At 68.2% G+C, this 17,309-nt stretch carries 19 protein-coding genes; 7 read left to right on the top strand and 12 right to left on the bottom strand.

Features of this window, described 5'->3' with window-relative positions:
* Positions 1 to 25: 25 nt before the first annotated feature.
* The 6 genes from ACZ7SW_RS31350 to ACZ7SW_RS31325 all read right to left on the bottom strand — a co-directional run bounded on the left by ACZ7SW_RS31350 (position 26) and on the right by ACZ7SW_RS31325 (position 5,528).
* Entirely contained in the window at positions 26 to 712 is a 687-nt protein-coding gene (locus ACZ7SW_RS31350; RefSeq protein ID WP_470233960.1) for a GntR family transcriptional regulator, read from the bottom strand.
* A 31-nt stretch (positions 713 to 743) separates the two neighbouring features.
* Entirely contained in the window at positions 744 to 2,159 is a 1,416-nt protein-coding gene (locus tag ACZ7SW_RS31345) for an FAD/NAD(P)-dependent oxidoreductase (RefSeq protein WP_470233959.1), read from the bottom strand.
* Positions 2,152 to 2,409 carry a (2Fe-2S)-binding protein gene (locus tag ACZ7SW_RS31340; protein ID WP_470233958.1) on the bottom strand — a complete coding sequence of 86 codons (258 nt, stop codon included), beginning with the start codon at positions 2,407 to 2,409 and terminating at the stop codon, positions 2,152 to 2,154. The genes ACZ7SW_RS31345 and ACZ7SW_RS31340 overlap by 8 nt, the downstream gene beginning before the upstream one ends.
* The gene (locus ACZ7SW_RS31335) at positions 2,406 to 3,557 is read right to left on the bottom strand and encodes an NAD(P)/FAD-dependent oxidoreductase (protein WP_470233957.1); all 1,152 of its coding nucleotides are present in this window, start codon (positions 3,555 to 3,557) and stop codon (positions 2,406 to 2,408) included. The genes ACZ7SW_RS31340 and ACZ7SW_RS31335 overlap by 4 nt, the downstream gene beginning before the upstream one ends.
* A complete protein-coding gene (locus ACZ7SW_RS31330) occupies positions 3,554 to 4,555 on the bottom strand; it encodes a proline racemase family protein (protein WP_470233956.1) in 1,002 nt (333 codons plus the stop codon). Before ACZ7SW_RS31330 ends, ACZ7SW_RS31335 begins: the two co-directional genes overlap by 4 nt.
* A gap of 67 nt (positions 4,556 to 4,622) precedes the next feature.
* A complete protein-coding gene (locus tag ACZ7SW_RS31325) occupies positions 4,623 to 5,528 on the bottom strand; it encodes a dihydrodipicolinate synthase family protein (RefSeq protein ID WP_470233955.1) in 906 nt (301 codons plus the stop codon).
* An 855-nt stretch (positions 5,529 to 6,383) separates the two neighbouring features.
* Between ACZ7SW_RS31325 and ACZ7SW_RS31320 the strand changes: the two genes are divergently transcribed.
* From ACZ7SW_RS31320 to ACZ7SW_RS31305, 4 genes are all read left to right on the top strand, one after another.
* Complete coding sequence (locus ACZ7SW_RS31320) at positions 6,384 to 8,276, top strand: hypothetical protein (protein ID WP_470233954.1); 1,893 nt, start codon at positions 6,384 to 6,386, stop codon at positions 8,274 to 8,276.
* A 192-nt stretch (positions 8,277 to 8,468) separates the two neighbouring features.
* Positions 8,469 to 8,804, top strand: a complete 336-nt coding sequence (locus tag ACZ7SW_RS31315; protein ID WP_470233953.1) for a hypothetical protein — start codon at positions 8,469 to 8,471, stop codon at positions 8,802 to 8,804.
* Positions 8,805 to 9,100: 296 nt separating this feature from the next.
* Entirely contained in the window at positions 9,101 to 9,610 is a 510-nt protein-coding gene (locus ACZ7SW_RS31310; protein ID WP_470233952.1) for a hypothetical protein, read from the top strand.
* A gap of 551 nt (positions 9,611 to 10,161) precedes the next feature.
* Positions 10,162 to 10,767, top strand: a complete 606-nt coding sequence (locus ACZ7SW_RS31305) for a TetR/AcrR family transcriptional regulator (protein ID WP_470233951.1) — start codon at positions 10,162 to 10,164, stop codon at positions 10,765 to 10,767.
* Here the strand turns inward: ACZ7SW_RS31305 and ACZ7SW_RS31300 are convergent.
* Entirely contained in the window at positions 10,764 to 11,675 is a 912-nt protein-coding gene (locus tag ACZ7SW_RS31300; RefSeq protein ID WP_470233950.1) for an NADP-dependent oxidoreductase, read from the bottom strand. The genes ACZ7SW_RS31305 and ACZ7SW_RS31300 overlap by 4 nt on opposite strands.
* Before the next feature lie 88 nt (positions 11,676 to 11,763).
* Between ACZ7SW_RS31300 and ACZ7SW_RS31295 the strand changes: the two genes are divergently transcribed.
* Positions 11,764 to 12,342, top strand: coding sequence for a TetR/AcrR family transcriptional regulator (locus ACZ7SW_RS31295; protein ID WP_470233949.1), 579 nt, complete (start codon positions 11,764 to 11,766; stop codon positions 12,340 to 12,342).
* Here the strand turns inward: ACZ7SW_RS31295 and ACZ7SW_RS31290 are convergent.
* Positions 12,289 to 13,293: a helix-turn-helix transcriptional regulator gene (locus ACZ7SW_RS31290; RefSeq protein WP_470233948.1), complete on the bottom strand. Its 1,005-nt coding sequence runs from the start codon at positions 13,291 to 13,293 to the stop codon at positions 12,289 to 12,291. The genes ACZ7SW_RS31295 and ACZ7SW_RS31290 overlap by 54 nt on opposite strands.
* Before the next feature lie 79 nt (positions 13,294 to 13,372).
* On the opposite strand from ACZ7SW_RS31290, the gene ACZ7SW_RS31285 reads away from it, so the two are divergent.
* Positions 13,373 to 13,816 (top strand): nucleoside deaminase, encoded by a 444-nt coding sequence (locus tag ACZ7SW_RS31285; RefSeq protein ID WP_470233947.1) that lies wholly within the window; start codon positions 13,373 to 13,375, stop codon positions 13,814 to 13,816.
* Between the two features lies 1 nt (position 13,817).
* On the opposite strand, the gene ACZ7SW_RS31280 is transcribed toward ACZ7SW_RS31285, so the two are convergent.
* Together ACZ7SW_RS31280 and ACZ7SW_RS31275 are read right to left on the bottom strand one after the other, a co-directional pair.
* Positions 13,818 to 14,075 (bottom strand): NIPSNAP family protein, encoded by a 258-nt coding sequence (locus ACZ7SW_RS31280; protein ID WP_470233946.1) that lies wholly within the window; start codon positions 14,073 to 14,075, stop codon positions 13,818 to 13,820.
* Positions 14,072 to 14,470: an NIPSNAP family protein gene (locus tag ACZ7SW_RS31275; protein ID WP_470233945.1), complete on the bottom strand. Its 399-nt coding sequence runs from the start codon at positions 14,468 to 14,470 to the stop codon at positions 14,072 to 14,074. Before ACZ7SW_RS31275 ends, ACZ7SW_RS31280 begins: the two co-directional genes overlap by 4 nt.
* Positions 14,471 to 14,840: 370 nt before the next feature.
* On the opposite strand from ACZ7SW_RS31275, the gene ACZ7SW_RS31270 reads away from it, so the two are divergent.
* Positions 14,841 to 15,812, top strand: coding sequence for a chitinase (locus ACZ7SW_RS31270; RefSeq protein WP_470233944.1), 972 nt, complete (start codon positions 14,841 to 14,843; stop codon positions 15,810 to 15,812).
* A gap of 321 nt (positions 15,813 to 16,133) precedes the next feature.
* Here the strand turns inward: ACZ7SW_RS31270 and ACZ7SW_RS31265 are convergent, their stop codons facing one another.
* Together ACZ7SW_RS31265 and ACZ7SW_RS31260 are read right to left on the bottom strand one after the other, a co-directional pair.
* Entirely contained in the window at positions 16,134 to 16,403 is a 270-nt protein-coding gene (locus ACZ7SW_RS31265; RefSeq protein ID WP_470233943.1) for a hypothetical protein, read from the bottom strand.
* A gap of 102 nt (positions 16,404 to 16,505) precedes the next feature.
* Positions 16,506 to 17,111 (bottom strand): TetR/AcrR family transcriptional regulator, encoded by a 606-nt coding sequence (locus tag ACZ7SW_RS31260; RefSeq protein WP_037814758.1) that lies wholly within the window; start codon positions 17,109 to 17,111, stop codon positions 16,506 to 16,508.
* Positions 17,112 to 17,309 lie beyond the last annotated feature (198 nt).

The following is a 17,309-nucleotide window of genomic DNA, read 5'->3' as shown; positions in this document are numbered from 1 at the left end:
GCTGACCCGAGGATCGCCGCGAGCCTCAGTGCGAGGAGTTCCGCTTCCGCTGCGTCGGCTCGGCGCTGGCCCACGACTCCCTCACGTGCGCGATGTGGGTACGCATGAGTTTTTCGACCAGTCCGGGATTTCCGCCGGAGATCGCGTCGAGGATCGCGTGGTGCTCGCGCGCGGACTCCTCGAGTTCGCCGCGTTCGGACAAGGCAGCGAGCCCGTAAAGCCGCGTATGCGCGCGCAGATCGGCGATCAGGGAAGTCGCTCGGGTGTTCCCGGCGTAATCCAGCAACTTGAGATGGAACGCTCTGTCCGCCTCGGTGTACGCGACCAGGTCGCCCGCGGCCGCTTCGTCCACAATGGCCTGGGCCATCGCCCGAAGTTCGGGCAGGTCGCCGTCCGGAATGTGCGCGCTGGCGCGGGCGACCAGAGAAGGCTCGATCAACATGCGAAGCTCGGTGATCTGATCCAGCTCGCTCTCGGCCATCTCCGTGACCCGGTAACCCTTGTTCGGGACAGTGGCGACCAGGCCTTCGCGGACCAGGTCGAGCATCGCCTCGCGCACCGGGGTGGCGGACACTCCGAACCGTTTGGCCAGCTCCGGCGCGGAGTAGACGCTGCCGGGTTCGAGCTCCCCGGCCACGACCGCGGCGCGGAGGGCGTGCGAGACCTTCTCCCGGAGTGTCGTCTTCTCGAACTCCTGGATGTTCGCGCTCATCCGTCGCTCCTCTGCTTCCCGGACGCCCATCCTAGTGAGGTTCCTCCGTCGCGAGCCGTTCCAAGGACACCGGCATCGCGATCGACCGTTTGGCCATCGGCGCGAGATCGTTGACGGCCAAGCGTTTTCCCCCGCTTTGGGCGAGCTTGGCCGAGGCGAATCCGCATACGCGGCCCTGGCACCACCCCATCCCGGGCCGTGCCAAGAGCTTCGCCGTCCGCGCGTCGACGGCACCCAGGTCCTGGCACGCGTCGCGCACGTCTTGCACGGTGACCTCTTCACACCGGCACACCGTCGTGTCCGGCTCGAGCCAGTCCTGCCAGCCAGCGGGCAGGGGGTGCGCGCGATGCATGGCAGTCGCGAAAGCTCTCCCCCGCCGCACCTGGCGCTGGAGGCGTCCGGCGCGTCGGCGGTCCACGGAGCGGCCCTGGTCCATGGCCGCCGCCAGGCCCGCGACCTCGCCTTCGGCATGCGCGAGGAGGGCCCCGCCGACTCCGGTTGCCTCGCCCGCGACGTAGACACCGGCGGCATCGGTGCGTTGCCAGGCGTCGACCACGGCGACCAGCGATTCGTCCACGTCGACGCGGGTAGCGGCGCCCGCGGCGAGGATCAGCTCAAGCGACGGGGTGAATCCCCATCCCAGGGCGACCAGGTCGATCCCGTCAAGCGTTTCGCCGCTGCCGGTCAGGTTTCCGGCGCGGTCGACCTTGCGAAGCCGCACGGAGCCGACCTTGTCGCCGCCTTCGATGGCAGCCACGATTGTGCGTGCCCGAAAGGGAATGCGGTGCCGCGCGAACGCGGCGGCGTACGACACGGCTTCGCCCATTTTGGACGGAACAGCCAGCGCGCCGAGCGGCGTCCGCATCCAGCCTGTCATGCTGTTCGCGTCGCAGACAGCGACGACTTCCGCACCTGCTTCCGCGAGCTGCCGGGCCACCGGAAGCAGAAAGGGCCCGGTGCCCGCGATGACGGCTCGCCGGCCGGGAAGGACACCGTGGGCCTTCACCAGTGCTTGGACCCCGCCGGCCGCCATCACCCCGGGGAGGTCCCATCCCGGGATCGGCAGCTGGCGGTCGTAGGCACCCGGGCACAGGATCAGGGAACGTGCGCGAAGGACGGGTGGGGCCGCGGTTCGCACGCTTTCGTGGGCAGGTGCCAGGTGCAGGCAGTGGTCTCCGCCCGGAGCGGCTGGTTCGAGAAGCCAGACCTGGTGTTCCGGGTGATGGTCGACGTCGCTCAGGCTCCGGCGCAGCGACTCGAGTGTCGTGCCGTGCTGTTCGGGCGCCTTGGCTCCGGCCGCTTGATCGCTCGGCCTGCGCCAGTACTGGCCGCCGATCTGGGGCGAGGCGTCCACGAGTGCCACGCGCAGGCCGTTCCCGGACGCTGCCGCCGCGGCCGCGAGACCGCTGGGACCGCCGCCGACCACGACCACGTCGTACTTACTCATCGGAGTCGCTCCGAACGACCATGCCGTCCCGGACGGGAACCAAGCAGGCCCGCTGGTCGGGCACGTCGTCCACGGTGATCAGGCAGTCGAAGCAGACGCCGATCCCGCAGAACAGGCCCCGTGGCCGGCCGGAGCGGCGAGTCGTGCGCCAGGAACGCACCCCGGCATCGGTGAGCGCCGCGCCGACGCTTTGCCCGGGCGATGCGGTGAGCGGCCGGCCGTCGAAGGTCAGCGTCACGATGGTGGTCACGAGGCCTCCTGCACGGCGAACCGTTCGGGTGCGAAGGGTGAGAGGTCGAGGTCGGGCTCCTCGCCGAGGAGCGATTGGACGAGAATCTTCGCTGTTCCGGCGGAAAGGCCGATGCCCGCGCCCTCGTGGCCCGCCGCGTGCCAAAGGCCTGGCGCCCGCGGGTCCGGCCCGATGACCGGCAGGTGATCGGGACAGTACGGCCGGAACCCCAGGTAGCTGCGCATCACCTTGGTCCGGCTCAGCGACGGATAGAGCACGAGTGCCTTCGCGGCTATCTCCCGGAGCGCCCGCGGCGACACGGACCGGTCGAAGCCCACCCGCTCGCGGGAGGAGCCGATGAGGACCGTTCCGGACTGGGTTCCCTCGATGACCGTCGAGGTCTGGAGCCCTTCGTCGGAACTTTGGGTACTGGCGACGTATTCCCCGGCGTACACCTTGTGGAACACGGTCGGCGGCAGAGGTTGCGTCACGAGAATGAAGCCCCGGCGCGGCAGAATGGGGACCTCCACGCCGGCGAGCGCGGCGACCTCGCCCGCCCAGGTTCCCGCGGCGTTGACTACGCATCCGCCGTACAGGTCCCCGCGATCGGTTCGGACGCCGAGAATCCGGTCGCCGTCCCGGAGAAAGCCGATGACTCGCGTGCCGGTGCGGACCTCGGCGCCGCGTTCGCGCGCCATCCGGAGCAGATGAGCCGCCACCAGCATCGGCTGGACCTGACAGTCCTGGGGATAGAACGCGGCTCCGGAAAGATCGCGGGTCAACTGCGGCTCGTAGTCGGGAATCGCTTCCGGGGCGAGGTCAAGCACTTCGACGCCCGCGAGACGTTGCCGCTCGGCGAGCCGGGCCAGCCCAGCGGCGGAGTCCACTGTGGACGAAACCACCAGGCCGCCCTTCTGCTCGAACTCCCAGAGCGAGCCGTGTTCGCCAAGCTCTTCACGCCAGGCGGCCAGCGACAAGAGCGCGAGATCGAGTTCGGGTCCGGCTTCTTTGTCCGAGACCAGCAGATTCCCTTCGCACCTGCTGGTCGTGCCGCTCGCTACCTGCCCTTGTTCGACCACCTTGACGGAAAGGCCCGCACGGATCGCGAACCAAGCCGTGGCGGCGCCGAGCGCGCCGGCGCCGATGATCAGGACGTCAGGCGTGGTCACAGCTCGAACCCGGCGGGGAACGGGTCCGTCGGGTCGAGCATGTACTGCGCGGTGCCGGTGATCCAGGCGCGTCCGGTGATTGTCGGTACCACCGCCGGTATTCCGCCGACTTCGGTTTCCTCGACCAACCTTCCGGTGAAAGCGGTGCCGATGTAGGACTCGTTGAGGAAATCGGCGCCGAGGGCCAGTTCCCCGCGCGCGTGAAGCTGAGCCATCCGGGCGCTCGTCCCGGTGCCGCAAGGCGAACGGTCGAACCATCCGGGGTGGATTGCCATGGCGTGCCGCGAATGTTTCGCGTCGGAGCCGGGCGCTTTGAGGTAAACGTGGTGGCATCCGGAGATGTCGGGGCGCTCGGGATGCCGGGGAACGGCGTGCTCGTTGATCGCGTTCATGATCTTCAGACCGGCGTCGAGCAGTTCGTTCTTGGCCTTCCGGTCGTAAGGCAGGCCCAGGTCGTCGAGGTCGACGATCGCGTAGAAGTTCCCGCCGAACGCGAGGTCGTACCGCACGTCCCCGAAGCCGGGGACCTCGACGCTCGCGTCCAGGGCCAGGGAGAAAGACGGCACGTTGCGGATCGTGACCGACGTGGCCTTTCCGTCCGTGACCGCCACCTCGGCGACGACCAGACCGGCAGGCGTTTCCAGCCGGACGGTCGTCACGGGCTCGACGACGGGGACCATCCCGGTTTCCACCAGGACCGTCGCGGTCCCGATCGTGCCGTGCCCGCACATCGGGAGCAGGCCCGAGACTTCGATGAAGAGCACGCCGTAGTCGGCGTCCGGTCGCGTCGGCGGCTGCAGGATGCTCCCGCTCATCGCGGAATGCCCGCGCGGCTCGCACATGAGGAAGGTTCGCAGGTCGTCGGCGTTCTCCTGGAACCACACCCGGCGTTCGGCCATGCTCGCGCCGGGGAACACGCCGGTCCCGCCGGTCACGACGCGGGTCGGCATTCCTTCGGTGTGGGAATCGACCGCGTGGATGATCCGGGTCGTCCTCATCGGTTCTCGCTTCCTGTGCGAAGTTCTTGCGGCAGCGGATGTTCCGGGAATCCGGGCGAGACCGTAGTCAGCAATAGCCTTTTTCGAGAGCCGCCTTGGTATCGGCGTTCACCCGGTCCGCGGCGGCGCCGGTCAGGGCGTGGCGGGGCGGACGGCACACGCCGCCCTTGCGGCCGGCGACGTCCATCGAAGCCTTGATCGCCTGCACGAACTCGGTCTTGGAATCCCAGCGCAGCAGCGAGTGCAGGTCCCGGTACAACGGGACCGCCGAGGCGAGGTCCTGGGCTTGCCCCGACGTAGCCAGGTCGTAGAGCTTCTTCGACGCGACCGGCAGCGCGTTCGGATACCCGGCGATCCAGCCGACCGCCCCCGCGATGCCGAGTTCGAGCACCACGTCGTCGCTGCCGATCAGGACGTCGAGCCCAGGAGCGAGTTCGGCGATCTCGTAGGCGCGCCGGACGTCGCCGGTGAACTCCTTGACCGCCACGATGAGGCCTTCCGAGAAGAGCCGCGCGAGCAGATCGGGGGTCAAGTCGACCTTGGTGTCGTACGGGTTGTTGTACGCCACGATCGGAAGACCCACCGCGGCGGCGGCCCGGTAGTGCTCGACCACAGCGTCGGCGTCGGCCCGGTACGCGTTGGGCGGGAGCAGCAACACCGAGTGCGCGCCGGCCTGGGCCGCCTGCTCGATCCACCGGCAGGTCTCGCCCGAGCCATACGCGGCGGCACCGGGCATGACCCCGAAACCGTCAGGTGCGGCCGCGACCGCGACTTCGACGACGCGCGCCCGCTCCTCGTCCGTGAGGGTCTGGTACTCCCCCAGCGAACCGTTGGGAGTCACGCCGTCCATGCCGTTCTCGGCAAGCCACCGGACGTGCTCGGCGAACCCGTCGTAGTCCACCGAAAGGTCGTCGTTGAACGGCAGGGCGGTCGCGACATGGACGCCGCGCCAAGGTCGGTCCACCGGGCTCATCGGGTCTCCCTGGTTCCGGCAGTGTGTCATGTGACATTGCACTGAGACTTTGGCATGGGCCTTCCTCCTTTCGCAACCGTCCTGACGCGTCGGCCTGGGTCAGTCCAGTGTGGACACAGAGGCAGCGCCAGCCTCTCAGGTGCCGTGAGGCTGTGTACGCCGTATGGAGCAAGACGCGGGCTGGCTACCGCCGAAGGTGCTGTTTTCCCGCCCGCTGCCGCCGGAGCCGGATAAGCTCGCAGGCATGCCCTCCCCGAGCCGGGGACGCATCACCGGACTCTCCACTGAGCGAGCGCTAAGTCGAGTTTTCCGGGGATACATCCCCAAGCGCCAAGCCTGACCGAAACCACTCTTCGACGGGCAGCAAGCCGGCCCCCATGGCGGCAGACCGCCCGTCTCGCAAGCCTGCCCACGCCACCGTGTCAGCCGGGCGGTGATCGGATGTCTGAGACGCTGGCCACCGCGCTCATCCCGCCCGAATCGCCCGCATCGTCTCCGGGCACGCAGCCCCACCTCCGATGGTCCCGCTGCCAACGTACGGTGCGGCGACCTGACGTACTGCCTGGTCAGGATCGACGCCTCCGGCCTGCTCGCCACGACACCTGAAACGCGCGCCCTCCACCAGCCGACTCGCCCCTCCTCGCCCAATAGGCAGCGGAGCCGAATGTTCCGGCTGCAGGGCCTTCGGCGCGGGCTGCTCGTGGTTGCGAGCAACTTACTCCGTCAGAGTGAACATTCGCCCTGTTCTGTTGCATCGTGCTCCTGTCCGCTGACTCTGCCCGTACATCGTTCAGATTTTCGATTCCCGCGGGACCGGACCCCACGGTCCCGCGGAATGATGGCGGGGTTTATGGAATGACGACGGTTGCCGACGATCTGCCCGGACTGTCCTGGGACGCGCTCTTCCCGTATCTGTCCGTCGCTGTACTCAAATGTCGATCCCAAATCGACCCTGCGCACTGCTACGACGCCGTCTGGCGCCAGCTCCACACCGACGCCTCGTCGAGAACGAGGAAGATCGTCCGGGTCGTCGCCGCGTCCGAATCCCCTGCGCACCGCGAAGAACTGCCACAGCAAGATTCGATTTTGGCGGCAACGGGCATGGACCAGGTCGGCGCGTTCGTCCGCCAGTCGACTTCACCACCGGCCTGGGCAGGCGACGGACTCGAGTACCTCAACACAACCTATGACCTGAACCTGGTCATCCGCCGGGGAAACCTCATCGCGGTCAAGCCGGATACTGGCTGCGCGGACCGGTTCCAGAAATGGATCGACCGCACCGGCGCGCCGACGGTGGAAAGGATCAAACCACTCATTCTCGAGTACACATTCCTTCAAGGAGAGGCGAAGGGGCTGTGGCTGCAAGGCGCGAGCGGACGAACGACTCGCCGACCCGACGCCAAAACCAGCGTCGGCATGCGTCTGCAAGACACGCTTGACGACTTCGACGACGGTGCCTATTCGCTTTCATCCGCTCGTTGCGAACTGCCGCGGATGCCAGAACTGGTCGCATTGACCGGCCGCATCGGCTCTACCTTGAGCACCTCTCAGCTCTGGCTCAAACCCATGGAGAGCTTCGAACACTTTCTCCACGCCGTCGGTGAAATCTTCGACCTCATCGAGGCAGCGGAAGCCGACCCGGACTCCGTCGGAGAAGCCTTTCCTCAGCTGGCCCGGGAAATCTCGGACCTCTCGGAGGTCCACGGCGCGTACGACGTCTCCGTCACTGACCTCGACCAGCTCCCGTCAGACCTGGCGGAGGGCGAGGAGGTCCAAGCCGCGGCCGACGTGCTGCAGAACGCCGTGCTCCGGGTCGTGGACGGAAGCGCCGGGGCAAAGTTCAAACTGAACATCGGCTTAAACGGAAGTGTCGACGGCACCCTCGGCATCACGCCAGAGCCCACCGCGCATGGTTTTCGCCTCAACGCCGGATTCAGCGGCGAGCCCACTATACCGGCCACAGCCCGTCGCATCCTCGACGCCGTCGAATCCAGCGACCTGCTTTCCGTCTACTACGAATCCGGACATGTCTACTCCGGCGGACGCATCTGCAAACGGAAGTCCCGGGTCGTGCCGTTCCGGAACTGGCGCTTCATGGACTTCCACGACGCCAAAGTGGACCGGGAAAAACCCTTCGGTCTCCTATCCAGCACGAAGATACACCGCTGCATCGACGTCGAAGGGGACGACTCGCTCTTCCGCTGGGTCGCCCGGCACTACAACGACGGGTGGTTGATCTGCGACGATGGCGCTGGCGAGATCGCGGACTTCCTCCACATCGGACCGGACGGAACCCTCCGGCTCATCCACGTCAAGGGTGCCGAAAGCAACGCGCCAGGACGACGCGTCTCGACGTCCGCCTACGAAGTGGTCGCCGCGCAAGCATCGAAGAACCTGATCTTCCTCGACAGGGACTTGCTCATCAGCCGGCTGACGGCCAGTGCGGCGGGCAAAGCGAGCTGGGTCGACGGAAAGGCGGTGACCGGACGCGACGAGTTCATCGACAGCCTCCGAGTCCTCAGCGAATCCGACAAACGCGAGGTTGTCATCGTGCAACCTCATCTCACCGAATCGGTGTACCGGCAACTGCGGTCCGCCGAAGAGCAGAAGGCGATGAGTGCGGAGCTTCTGCGCTTCCGGCGGCTCGAATTGCTCCTCAATCTGTCGTACTCCTCCGTCGTCAAGGCCGGAGCCGAACTGCTGGTTTTCGCCAGTGCCAACACGATTGCGCCGAGCGCAAGCCCGTGAACCCGCCCTAAGCGGCCCGGAACGCTGAATGAGTCGTGAAGTCAGCGTTGCGACCGCCGGCGCCGCGGCCCAGGTGTCACGCCCGACATCCACGTCCTGGTCGAACAAACCGCCCAGACGCTGGATCTTACTCGTCGGAATCCCTTGAATTCCGGGGGTTCCCGGAATCGTTGACTCAAACAAGGAGAAGCCATGACCATCATCTCCGTCCCCGCTCCGACAGGAGACTGTTTCTGCGGCTGCGGCGACGCCGCTTCAGCGGGTTCATACTTCCGCGCGGGCCATGACAAGAAGGCAACCGGAGACCTCGATGCGGTGCTTCACGGCGGAAGCGTCGCCCAACGGCTCGCGTTCTTCGGCTTCGGTCCCGGCGCTCGCAATCTCCACGAATTCGCGATCACTGTCGGCGTGCGGGAGCGGTGCGGCATCGACGGATGCAACGTCTCGGGCATTCCGGAAGGCATCGGAATGCGGAGGCATCGAACTACACACGCATCGGGCAGCCCGTCCCGCCACGGCGCCGAGTAAGACGAGTCGAGTATGCCTCCGTCGGCAGACTGCAGCATGACCGCAGCAAAATGACGGTGCTTCACCTGGGGTCGCCCTCACCATCGGCGGTGAACGGCATGCCGCATTCGGCGATGCTCGGGGAGCTGGCTTCGTTTGCTGCGAACGCAATCCAGCTGTGGCCCAACGGGATGGCGAAGATCAAGAGAGCGGCAGGACCGGTTCTGAGGCCGCGGTCGTCACCGCATCATCCTCGTAAAACACGAGGCTCAAGTCGAGCGAGTGAGCAGGTACTCATCGCTTCCCCAGGAGTCGCCATGTCCACAGGTCGCGTACTCGCTGTCGCCGGGCTGGTTGCCGGTGCACTCGTTGTCGGCGGGACTGTCACGTACTTCGTAACTCGGCTGGACGCAGCACCCGCTGTGCCGCCGCCCGCATCCGCTGGACAACCGAGCTATCAGCCGATCTTCACGAGCACTGCACCGACCAAGCCAGTATTCACCGTGCGCGGTGCAGTCACGCTGCTGTCGGCGAAGGGATCGACCGACATACAAGACGGTGCACCCTGTATCGGAGCCGGCATTTACGAGGATCTGAAGAAGAACACCCCCGTGCAGGTTTTCGATGCGTCCGGGAAGCTGCTCGCGACCGGCTACCTTGCCCAGGGAAGGGGTGTGAGCGACCTCGTGACCGCATGCGTTTTCGAATTCTCGGTATCGGGCGTGCCGGATGGCGCAGCCACATACGGTGTCGAGTTCGGCAACCACGGTGTCCTGCAGTACTCCTCAGTCGAGGCGCACGCGTGGATCAACTTCCACGACGGCTAAGCAGTGGCAGGCAGACCAGTGCGGGCCCTGCCGCCTGAGCTGACGAACGCGGGATTACCGCTCTCGGACACCTCAGGCATAACGGGCGAGCGGCCGCGCCGCCGCGGTCCGGCGAAAGGAGATGGCTGGCGAGCCGGATCGTGAACGATGAATGCGCCCACAGTCGACGGCTCCGTCAGGTCAACTGGCGAAGCACCTCGTCAACGCCGTCCTGGGTGCACCCCGGACAATCGCGTCCTCGTCGTCGCTCTCAATGCCCTCCGGGCACAGGTCAGCAGCGGACGCACTGATGCGGACCGACGGCTGCCCAGCAGCGCATCGGAACACATCCGATCACTGGCACCCTCCTCCCCTCGAAGGCCGATTCCGGCACCTGCCAGCATCAGAAGATGCTACTTTTCGCAGCCTAGGCCGTGGAGCCGGATAAGCTCGCAGGCATGCCCTCCCCGAGCCGGGGACGCATCACCGGACTCTCCACTGAGCGAGCGCTTACACTCAAGCGACGACGGGCGGACTCACCGGCCGGCGCGGGACTAGAGGAGGATCGCCGGATGACCACGCTCTCGGCCGACCTGTGGCCCGACGTGCAGCCCGAGACCGCGCGCCGGCTGATGCTCGCCGGGGTGGAGTCGTTCGCCGAGCGCGGCTACCACGCCACCACCACGCGGGACATCGCCGGCGCGGCCGGGATGAGCCCGGCCGCGCTGTACGTGCATTTTCCCTCGAAAGCCGCCCTGCTTTTCGCGATCAGCCGCAACGGGCACGAGCAGACGCTCGCCCTCGTCGAGGACGTGCTCGGGCGCGTCACCGGTCCGGTGGAGCGGATGCGGCTGCTCGTCGAGGATTTCGTCGCCTGGCACGCGCGGCGGCACACTGTCGCGCGCGTCGTGCAGTACGAGCTGAACGCGTTGCCGGAGAAGGAATATCAGGTCGTCGCGCAGCTGCGGCGGAAAATCGAGCAGCGCGTGCGTGAGGTGATCGCCGACGGTGTCGAGTCCGGCGCGTTCACCGTCGGCGACGTCGGGATCGCGGCGCGGGCCGTGCTGTCGCTGGGCGTCGACGTCGCGCGCTGGTACAGCGAACGGACCCGGCAGACGCCCACCGAACTGGGCAAGGAATACGGCGAACTGGTCCTTCGCATGCTCGGCGCGGGCTAGATCGCCAGCACCAGCTTGCCCCGCGCTTGCCGGGACTGGCTCAGTTCAAGCGCGGCGCGCCAGTCGTCCAGCGGGAAAATCCGGGACACCGGAATCGAAAACCGCCCCTCCGCCGCGAGCGACGCGAACTCGCCGAGGACGTCGTAGCGCGGCTGGGCGCCCGAGCTGACAATGGTCTGCACCCCGGGTACGTCCGAGCTGAGATCGAGCGTCAGCACGTGTCCGGGTTCCTTGACGGTGCGCACGAGTTCGGCCACCGCGCCGCTGAACGGAGCAGCGTCCAGCACGAGGTCGACCGGTCCCCCGGCCAGCGCCGTCACGCGCTCGGCGATCCCGTCCTGGTAGCTGGTGACTTCCGCACCAACTGAGCGGAGCGCCTCGGCGTGCGTCTCACCTGCTGTTGCTAAGACACGCGCTCCCCGCCGGAGCCCGATCTGCGCGGCGGCGAACCCAGTGGTGGTGCCCGCTCCGTGCACGAGCAGGGTGCTGCCGGAGCCGACGCCGAGTGCGTCGAGTGCCGCATAAGCCGTCCCGGTGGCCATAGGCAACGCCGCGGCGTGGACCGCGTCGAGCCCGTCCGGGCGCCGGAACCACGCATCGAGCAACACCAGCTCGGACGCCCCCGCAGTCGGACCGGTGAACGGCGCGCACCCCAACACCGGGTCGCCGACCTCCACCCCGGTCACCCCCTCGCCGAGCGCGTCGACCGTGCCGGACACCTCCAGCCCGATCCCGCGCGGCAGGTCGCCGGCGAACAGGCCCTCGCACAACGCCCAGTCCGCCGGGTTCAGCCCGCACGCCTGGACCGCGACCCGAATCTGGCCCGGCCCGGGGCTCGGGACCTCCGCGTCCTCGACCCGCAGTACCTCAGCCGCCGGACCGTGCTGGTGAAAACGAAGGGTGCGCATCCGAAGTCTCCTCGTGAGTGATGACAGAAGCTGTCGTCATTCACGCTACCAGAGTGATGACAGCATCTGCTGTCGCTACACTGGACGCATGGCACGATGGGAGGGCAACACCCGGAACCGGCTCGAACAGGCCGCGCTGGCGTTGTTCGAGGAGCAGGGCTACGACCGCACGACGGTCGCGCAGATCGCCCAGCGCGCGAACCTCACCGAGCGGTCGTTCTACCGGTGGTTCGCCGACAAACGGGAAGTGCTGTTCGGCGGCAGCCAGGAGCTGGAAACCGAGTTCGTCACCGCCATCGACGCCGTCCCGCCGGGGACTCCCGCGCTGCCCACCCTGCTGGCCGCCTTCGCCACCGCACCGCGCGTATTCCGCCCGCGCGAATTCCTGCTCCGCCGGGCTGCGGTGATCGCGGCCAACCCCCCGCTGCGGGAACGAGAACTGATCAAACTCGTCACAATTTCGGAAACACTCACCACCGCACTGCTCAACCGAGGCATCGCCACTGAAACCGCACGCATGGCCACCGACCTCGGCTTGTCCGTGCTACGGCTGGCCACCGAACGCTGGATGACCGAGGAACACCGCGACAGCAACGGCTTCCCCGAAGCACTCTCAACCGCCGCCGCGGATCTGCTCGCCGTCGCCACCGACGGAATCCCGGGCTGAAGACGCTCGCGCGAACCGTTCCGCGATCTGTGCCAGCCGGTTCAGCAATTCCGGCGGTGCGTCCTCCACCACGAAGTCGAATTCCCACTGCGCGAGGTAAAACGGAATGTAGTCGAAGGTTTTCGCACCGGTCCGCATCCGGCAGGTTTCGTCGTCAATCGGCTCGATCACCGCGGTAGTCGGCGAAACCCGCGCGGCCAGCACTTCCGCCGGGGCCGACACGCGCAGCGTCACGATGTGCGGATACGGCGCCGTCGCGATCCGGCTCGACACGTACGCGGCGAGGTCTTCGGCCGGCGGTTCCCTTGGCGTGAAACGGAAACTGGGCACCGGGAGTCCGTCGATGCGATCGAGCCGGAAGGTGCGCCAGTCGCTGCGGCCGAGGTCCCACGCGACGAGGTACCAACGCCAGCCGGTGTGCACGAGCCGCAACGGTTCCACGTCGCGCTCGGCCACGTCGCCCGCGTGCGTGCCGTAGGTGAACCGCAGCCGCTCGTGGTCCCGGCACGCCGCCGCGACCATGGTGAGCAGCTCCGCGTCGATGGTCGGCGCGCCGCCGGGGATCCGGACCATCGCCGAATCCATCGCCCGGACCCGGTGCCGCAGCCGCGCGGGCAGCACCTGCTCGAGCTTCGCCAACGCCCGCACGGACGTCTCCTCGATCCCCGACACGGTGCCGTTCGCCGCGGTACGCAGGCCGACCGCCACCGCGACCGCCTCGTCGTCGTCCAGCAGCAGCGGCGGCAACGCGGCGCCGGAGCCCAGCCGGTACCCGCCCGCGACCCCCGGCGTCGCGTGCACCGGATAGCCGAGCTGCCGCAGCCGTTCGACATCGCGCCGGATGGTCCGGACATCGACCCCTAACCGGCCCGCGAGGTCCGGACCAGGCCATTCGCGGCGCGCCTGCAGCAGCGAGAGCAGGCGCAACAGGCGTTCGGAGGTTCCGTACATGCTGAGCACTCTGCCACGCTTCGCGGACAGCTTCGGTCCTCGATTGCCGGGGAATTGCCGCGCCGTGCGAAAGTGACGCATGCTCGACGACCTGCTCGCTGTCGCCCGCGAAGAGGCGGAAACCGGAAAGGCCGAAGGCGGCGTGCCGATCGGCGCGGCTCTGTTCGACCGCGACGGGAAGCTGCTCGGCCGCGGCCACAACCGCCGCGTCCAGGACGGCGACCCGTCCCTGCACGCCGAAACCGCCGCGTTCCGAGCCGCCGGCCGCCGTCCGCACTACCGCGACACGATCATGGTCACGACTCTGTCGCCGTGCTGGTATTGCAGCGGCCTGGTCCGGCAATTCGGCATCCCGCACGTGGTGATCGGCGAATCGCGGACGTTCACCGGCGGCCACGGCTGGCTGGCCGAGCACGGCGTCCGCATCGACCTTCTCGACGATCCGGCCTGCGTCGCGCTGATGACGGAATTCATCGAGCGGGAACCGGCGCTGTGGTTCGAGGACATCGGCGAACCGACATGACTCACGCCAGCGGCGAAAACTCCGTCGGCAGCGCGATGATCGAATCCGCGTCGAGGATCTCCTCCGGCGCGCCCGGCGGCGGCCACATCCCCTTCGCGTAAAGATCGCGGCGGATCGCGAGCCGTTCGTCCAGGCTCGCGAACGGCCAGATCTGGATGATCCGGTCCGGCCCGTCGAGCGCGTACATCACCACGGTCAGCGGGTCGATCAGATGCCGCGCGGGCAAGGCTTCGCGCCAGCCGTCGATCGTCGCGGTCAAACCGCCCGCCGGAGGTGGTAATCGCGGATCTCGTACACCGAACCGTACTTCCCCGGCCGCACCGGCGGCACGAACGGGAACGGCGCGAAACTCTGCAGCGACAGATCCGTCAGATACTCGCCGCCGAACGGCTCGCGGCTGTGCCGGGCCCGCATCCGCTCCTCGTCCAGCGCTTGCTGGTCCTCGAACCCGCGCAGCACGACCAGCCTGCCGAGCGGACCGTTCTCCGTCTGCCAGCAGCCGAGCAGTTCGCCGTGCCCCTCGACCCACGGCAGCACCCCCTCGACGGCTTTCGGCCCGTCGAGCAGCCGAAAGGACAGGATAGCCAGCTCATAGCGGACGGCCTGCTGTTCCGGGGCGACGTCGGCTCCGGTGATCTGGACCGGTTCGGTCATCACGCTCCCGTTCGTTCGAAGATCGACCGCTCCGAGGGCACCGATGGCCGGGGAGCCGCCTCCAGCGTGACACACCGTTCCGGCAGTGCCCGCCGAGCGGTTCCGCTCGCGCGTTCTCTGCCCGCGCGTCCGCGCCCGGCTTCCCGATAGTCCCGCTCACCGGCGCCCCGGAACCTCCCGGCGACCTCGGCACCTTCGGTGAGGTTTTTTCCCACTCCCGCCCATGTCTTGACACTTCTCAATGGTCTAGTCCATTGTGACTGCGCACACACTCCCCCGAGTGCCTGCGGGGCGCCGCCGCCACGTCCGGCTTCGCCAGGTGCTCCGATGCCGCGTGCCGCCGGGTGCGCGTTCCCCCGTTGGAGGACCCATGAAATCCTTGCGCCGCACCACTTCCCGCCGGAAACTCGCCGGACGGCTCGGCGTGCTGGCACTCGCCGCGGGCGCCGCGCTGACCACCGCGACCGGCACCGCCTCAGCCGCCGGGGACCCCGTCCTCGCGGCACCGTATCTGTACCAATGGGGCGGGCAGAGCGATCCGTCCGCCGCGATGGACGCGACCGGCGTCAGCGCGTTCACCCTCGCTTTCATGCTTTCCGGCGGCGGCTGCGCCCCGGCGTGGGACGGCAACCGCCCGCTCGACGGCACCGACGCCGCGATGATCCAGAAGATCCGCGCGGCGGGCGGCGACGTGATCCCGTCGTTCGGCGGCTGGCAGGGCAACAAACTGGGCCCGAACTGCGGGTCGCCGGAGGAATTGGCCGGCGCGTACCAGCAGGTGATCGACGCCTACGACCTCAAGGCGATCGACCTCGACATCGAGAACACCGACGAGTTCGAGAACGCGGCCGTGCAGGACCGGATCCTCGGTGCGGTCAAGATCGTCAAGGACAAGAACCCGAACCTGCGCGTCGTGATCACCATGGGCACCACGCCGCAGGGCCCGAACGACTGGGGCAAGCGGCTGGTCTCGCAGGCCAAGGCGCTGGGCGCGGACGTCGACGTGTGGTCTCTGATGCCGTTCGACTTCTCCGACGGCGGCGACATGGTCGCGATGACGAAATCCGCGGTGGACGGCCTGGTCGGGGAACTGAAGTCGACGTTCGGCTGGGACGACGCCACCGCCTACCACCGCGCCGGGCTGTCGTCGATGAACGGCAAGACCGACCGGGCCGGGGAGGTCGTGTCGGTCGCGGACTTCACCGCGATCCGCGACTGGGCCGCCGAGCACCACCTGGGCCGCGTCACGTTCTGGGCGACGAACCGGGACTGCGGCGGCTGCAGCGGGATCGACCAGGAGAACTACGCGTTCACGAAGGTCGTGGCCGGGTACAACGGCTGATCTTGCGGCGGGCTGGCCATGGCTCGGCCCGCCAGGGCCAGCGCCGGGCCAGGTCGGGAGCGGTTCGGCTGACCTGCGCCTAGCGGGCCGCGGTTCAGCCGATCAGGCCAGACCGGCAGCGGTTCGGCTAAGCGGAACCGAGTCGAGCTTCGCGAGCCAGCCGAGCAGGCGTCCAGGTGGACTGAACCACCGTCCTCGCACCCGCCCGGAATCGCGGCCGTCCCGCATGGAGAGCGGAGCGACGGGGACCTTCCCGCCCGGGAGGTCCCCGTTCCGCCGTCCGTCACACACTGTGCGCGGATACGGCCGAACGAGTGAAGATCAGGCAGCGGCGGTGACCGACAGCGCGGCCACTCCGGCCTCGGTCAGCTCTGCGGGAACCCGCCCGGCAGCAGCGGGGCCGGTGCCCGGACGGACGTAGCCGCCCTTGGCGAGCGCGTGCGCGGTCATCTGGTCGCAGCAAGCGAAACCGTCGACGAACAGGTCGGGTTCGCAGCTGGTGGACATCTCCGCGCGCTGCTGCGCGACCGCTTTGAGCATGGCCATCGCGCGATGGGTCAGCTCGACGGTCACCCCTTCTGCACCGGACACCGGGATCGCCTTCTTCCTCGTGGGCTACTTACTCAACGTTATCGTCGATTGGGCCGAATGTGTTAACAGCCACACTGTAGCGGTTCGGGAATGTGACGAGGCCTAGACCTGTTCGGTTCCCGCCAGGCGAGACTCGAGCGTCCGGGCCCACTCGCGCACGATCTGCTCGCGGCGGCGGGTGTCGTCGGTGAGGAGGTTGGCGAGGCCGAGGCCGCGCCCGAGGTCGAGAGTGGCCTGGACCAGTTCGCGAACGCCCGGCTGAGCCTCGTCGACGCCGAGCAGCTCGACCGCGACCCGGTGCGCCTCCCGGCCGACGCGCGCCTCCAGCGGCACGAGCACGTCGCGCAGCTGGTCGTCAGTCGACGCGACGGCCCACAGTTGCAGCGCCGCGCGGAACATCGGCCCGGTGTAGAGGGTCAGCAGCATCTCGACGACCCACTCGATCCGCGACGAGCCGCCCGGCGACCCGGCCGCGCGCGTGCGCAGTTCGTCCAGCTGAGCCTCGCCGAGCAACTCGACCGCCGCCGCGACCAGCGATTCCCGGGTCGGGAAGTGGTGCTGCGCGGCACCGCGGGAGACCCCGGCCCGCTCAGCGATGACCGCGACGGTGACCCCGTGCCACCCCCGCTCCCCGATGCAGTCCATCGCGGCTTCGATCAACCGCCGCCGAGTGGTGCGGCTGCGTTCTTGCTGCGGTTCGCGGAGCATCAGGCACCACCTGCCCGGTAGGCGGCGTTCGTCGGTGCGGTGTGCGGTGGGGCCGCTCCGTCCGCGACGGTGCTGCGCGGTGACACCAGCTCATCCGCGGTCGGTGCCTGGACTGATCCGCGCACAGTTGGAGCGTGCTCGCCACGCGGCCGAATCGCATTGATCCGGCCGCGCTCGCCGCGAGCGGGCCCAGCGCTG

The sequence above is a fragment of the Amycolatopsis sp. NPDC114484 genome (assembly GCF_055633755.1).
The sequence above is the reverse complement of the archived record's forward strand: the minus strand, read 5'-3'. Positions and strand labels throughout refer to the sequence as shown.

Bases quoted from the DNA above. Each gene is read 5' to 3' on its own strand.
- ACZ7SW_RS31350 (WP_470233960.1), bottom strand. From the start codon at position 712: ATGAGCGCGAACATCCAGGAGTTCGAGAAGACGACACTCCGGGAGAAG.
- ACZ7SW_RS31345 (WP_470233959.1), bottom strand. From the start codon at position 2,159: ATGAGTAAGTACGACGTGGTCGTGGTCGGCGGCGGTCCCAGCGGTCTC.
- ACZ7SW_RS31330 (WP_470233956.1), bottom strand. From the start codon at position 4,555: ATGAGGACGACCCGGATCATCCACGCGGTCGATTCCCACACCGAAGGA.
- ACZ7SW_RS31325 (WP_470233955.1), bottom strand. From the start codon at position 5,528: ATGAGCCCGGTGGACCGACCTTGGCGCGGCGTCCATGTCGCGACCGCC.
- ACZ7SW_RS31320 (WP_470233954.1), top strand. From the start codon at position 6,384: ATGACGACGGTTGCCGACGATCTGCCCGGACTGTCCTGGGACGCGCTC.
- ACZ7SW_RS31315 (WP_470233953.1), top strand. From the start codon at position 8,469: ATGACCATCATCTCCGTCCCCGCTCCGACAGGAGACTGTTTCTGCGGC.
- ACZ7SW_RS31310 (WP_470233952.1), top strand. From the start codon at position 9,101: ATGTCCACAGGTCGCGTACTCGCTGTCGCCGGGCTGGTTGCCGGTGCA.
- ACZ7SW_RS31305 (WP_470233951.1), top strand. From the start codon at position 10,162: ATGACCACGCTCTCGGCCGACCTGTGGCCCGACGTGCAGCCCGAGACC.
- ACZ7SW_RS31300 (WP_470233950.1), bottom strand. From the start codon at position 11,675: ATGCGCACCCTTCGTTTTCACCAGCACGGTCCGGCGGCTGAGGTACTG.
- ACZ7SW_RS31295 (WP_470233949.1), top strand. From the start codon at position 11,764: ATGGCACGATGGGAGGGCAACACCCGGAACCGGCTCGAACAGGCCGCG.
- ACZ7SW_RS31290 (WP_470233948.1), bottom strand. From the start codon at position 13,293: ATGTACGGAACCTCCGAACGCCTGTTGCGCCTGCTCTCGCTGCTGCAG.
- ACZ7SW_RS31285 (WP_470233947.1), top strand. From the start codon at position 13,373: ATGCTCGACGACCTGCTCGCTGTCGCCCGCGAAGAGGCGGAAACCGGA.
- ACZ7SW_RS31275 (WP_470233945.1), bottom strand. From the start codon at position 14,470: ATGACCGAACCGGTCCAGATCACCGGAGCCGACGTCGCCCCGGAACAG.
- ACZ7SW_RS31270 (WP_470233944.1), top strand. From the start codon at position 14,841: ATGAAATCCTTGCGCCGCACCACTTCCCGCCGGAAACTCGCCGGACGG.
- ACZ7SW_RS31260 (WP_037814758.1), bottom strand. From the start codon at position 17,111: ATGCTCCGCGAACCGCAGCAAGAACGCAGCCGCACCACTCGGCGGCGG.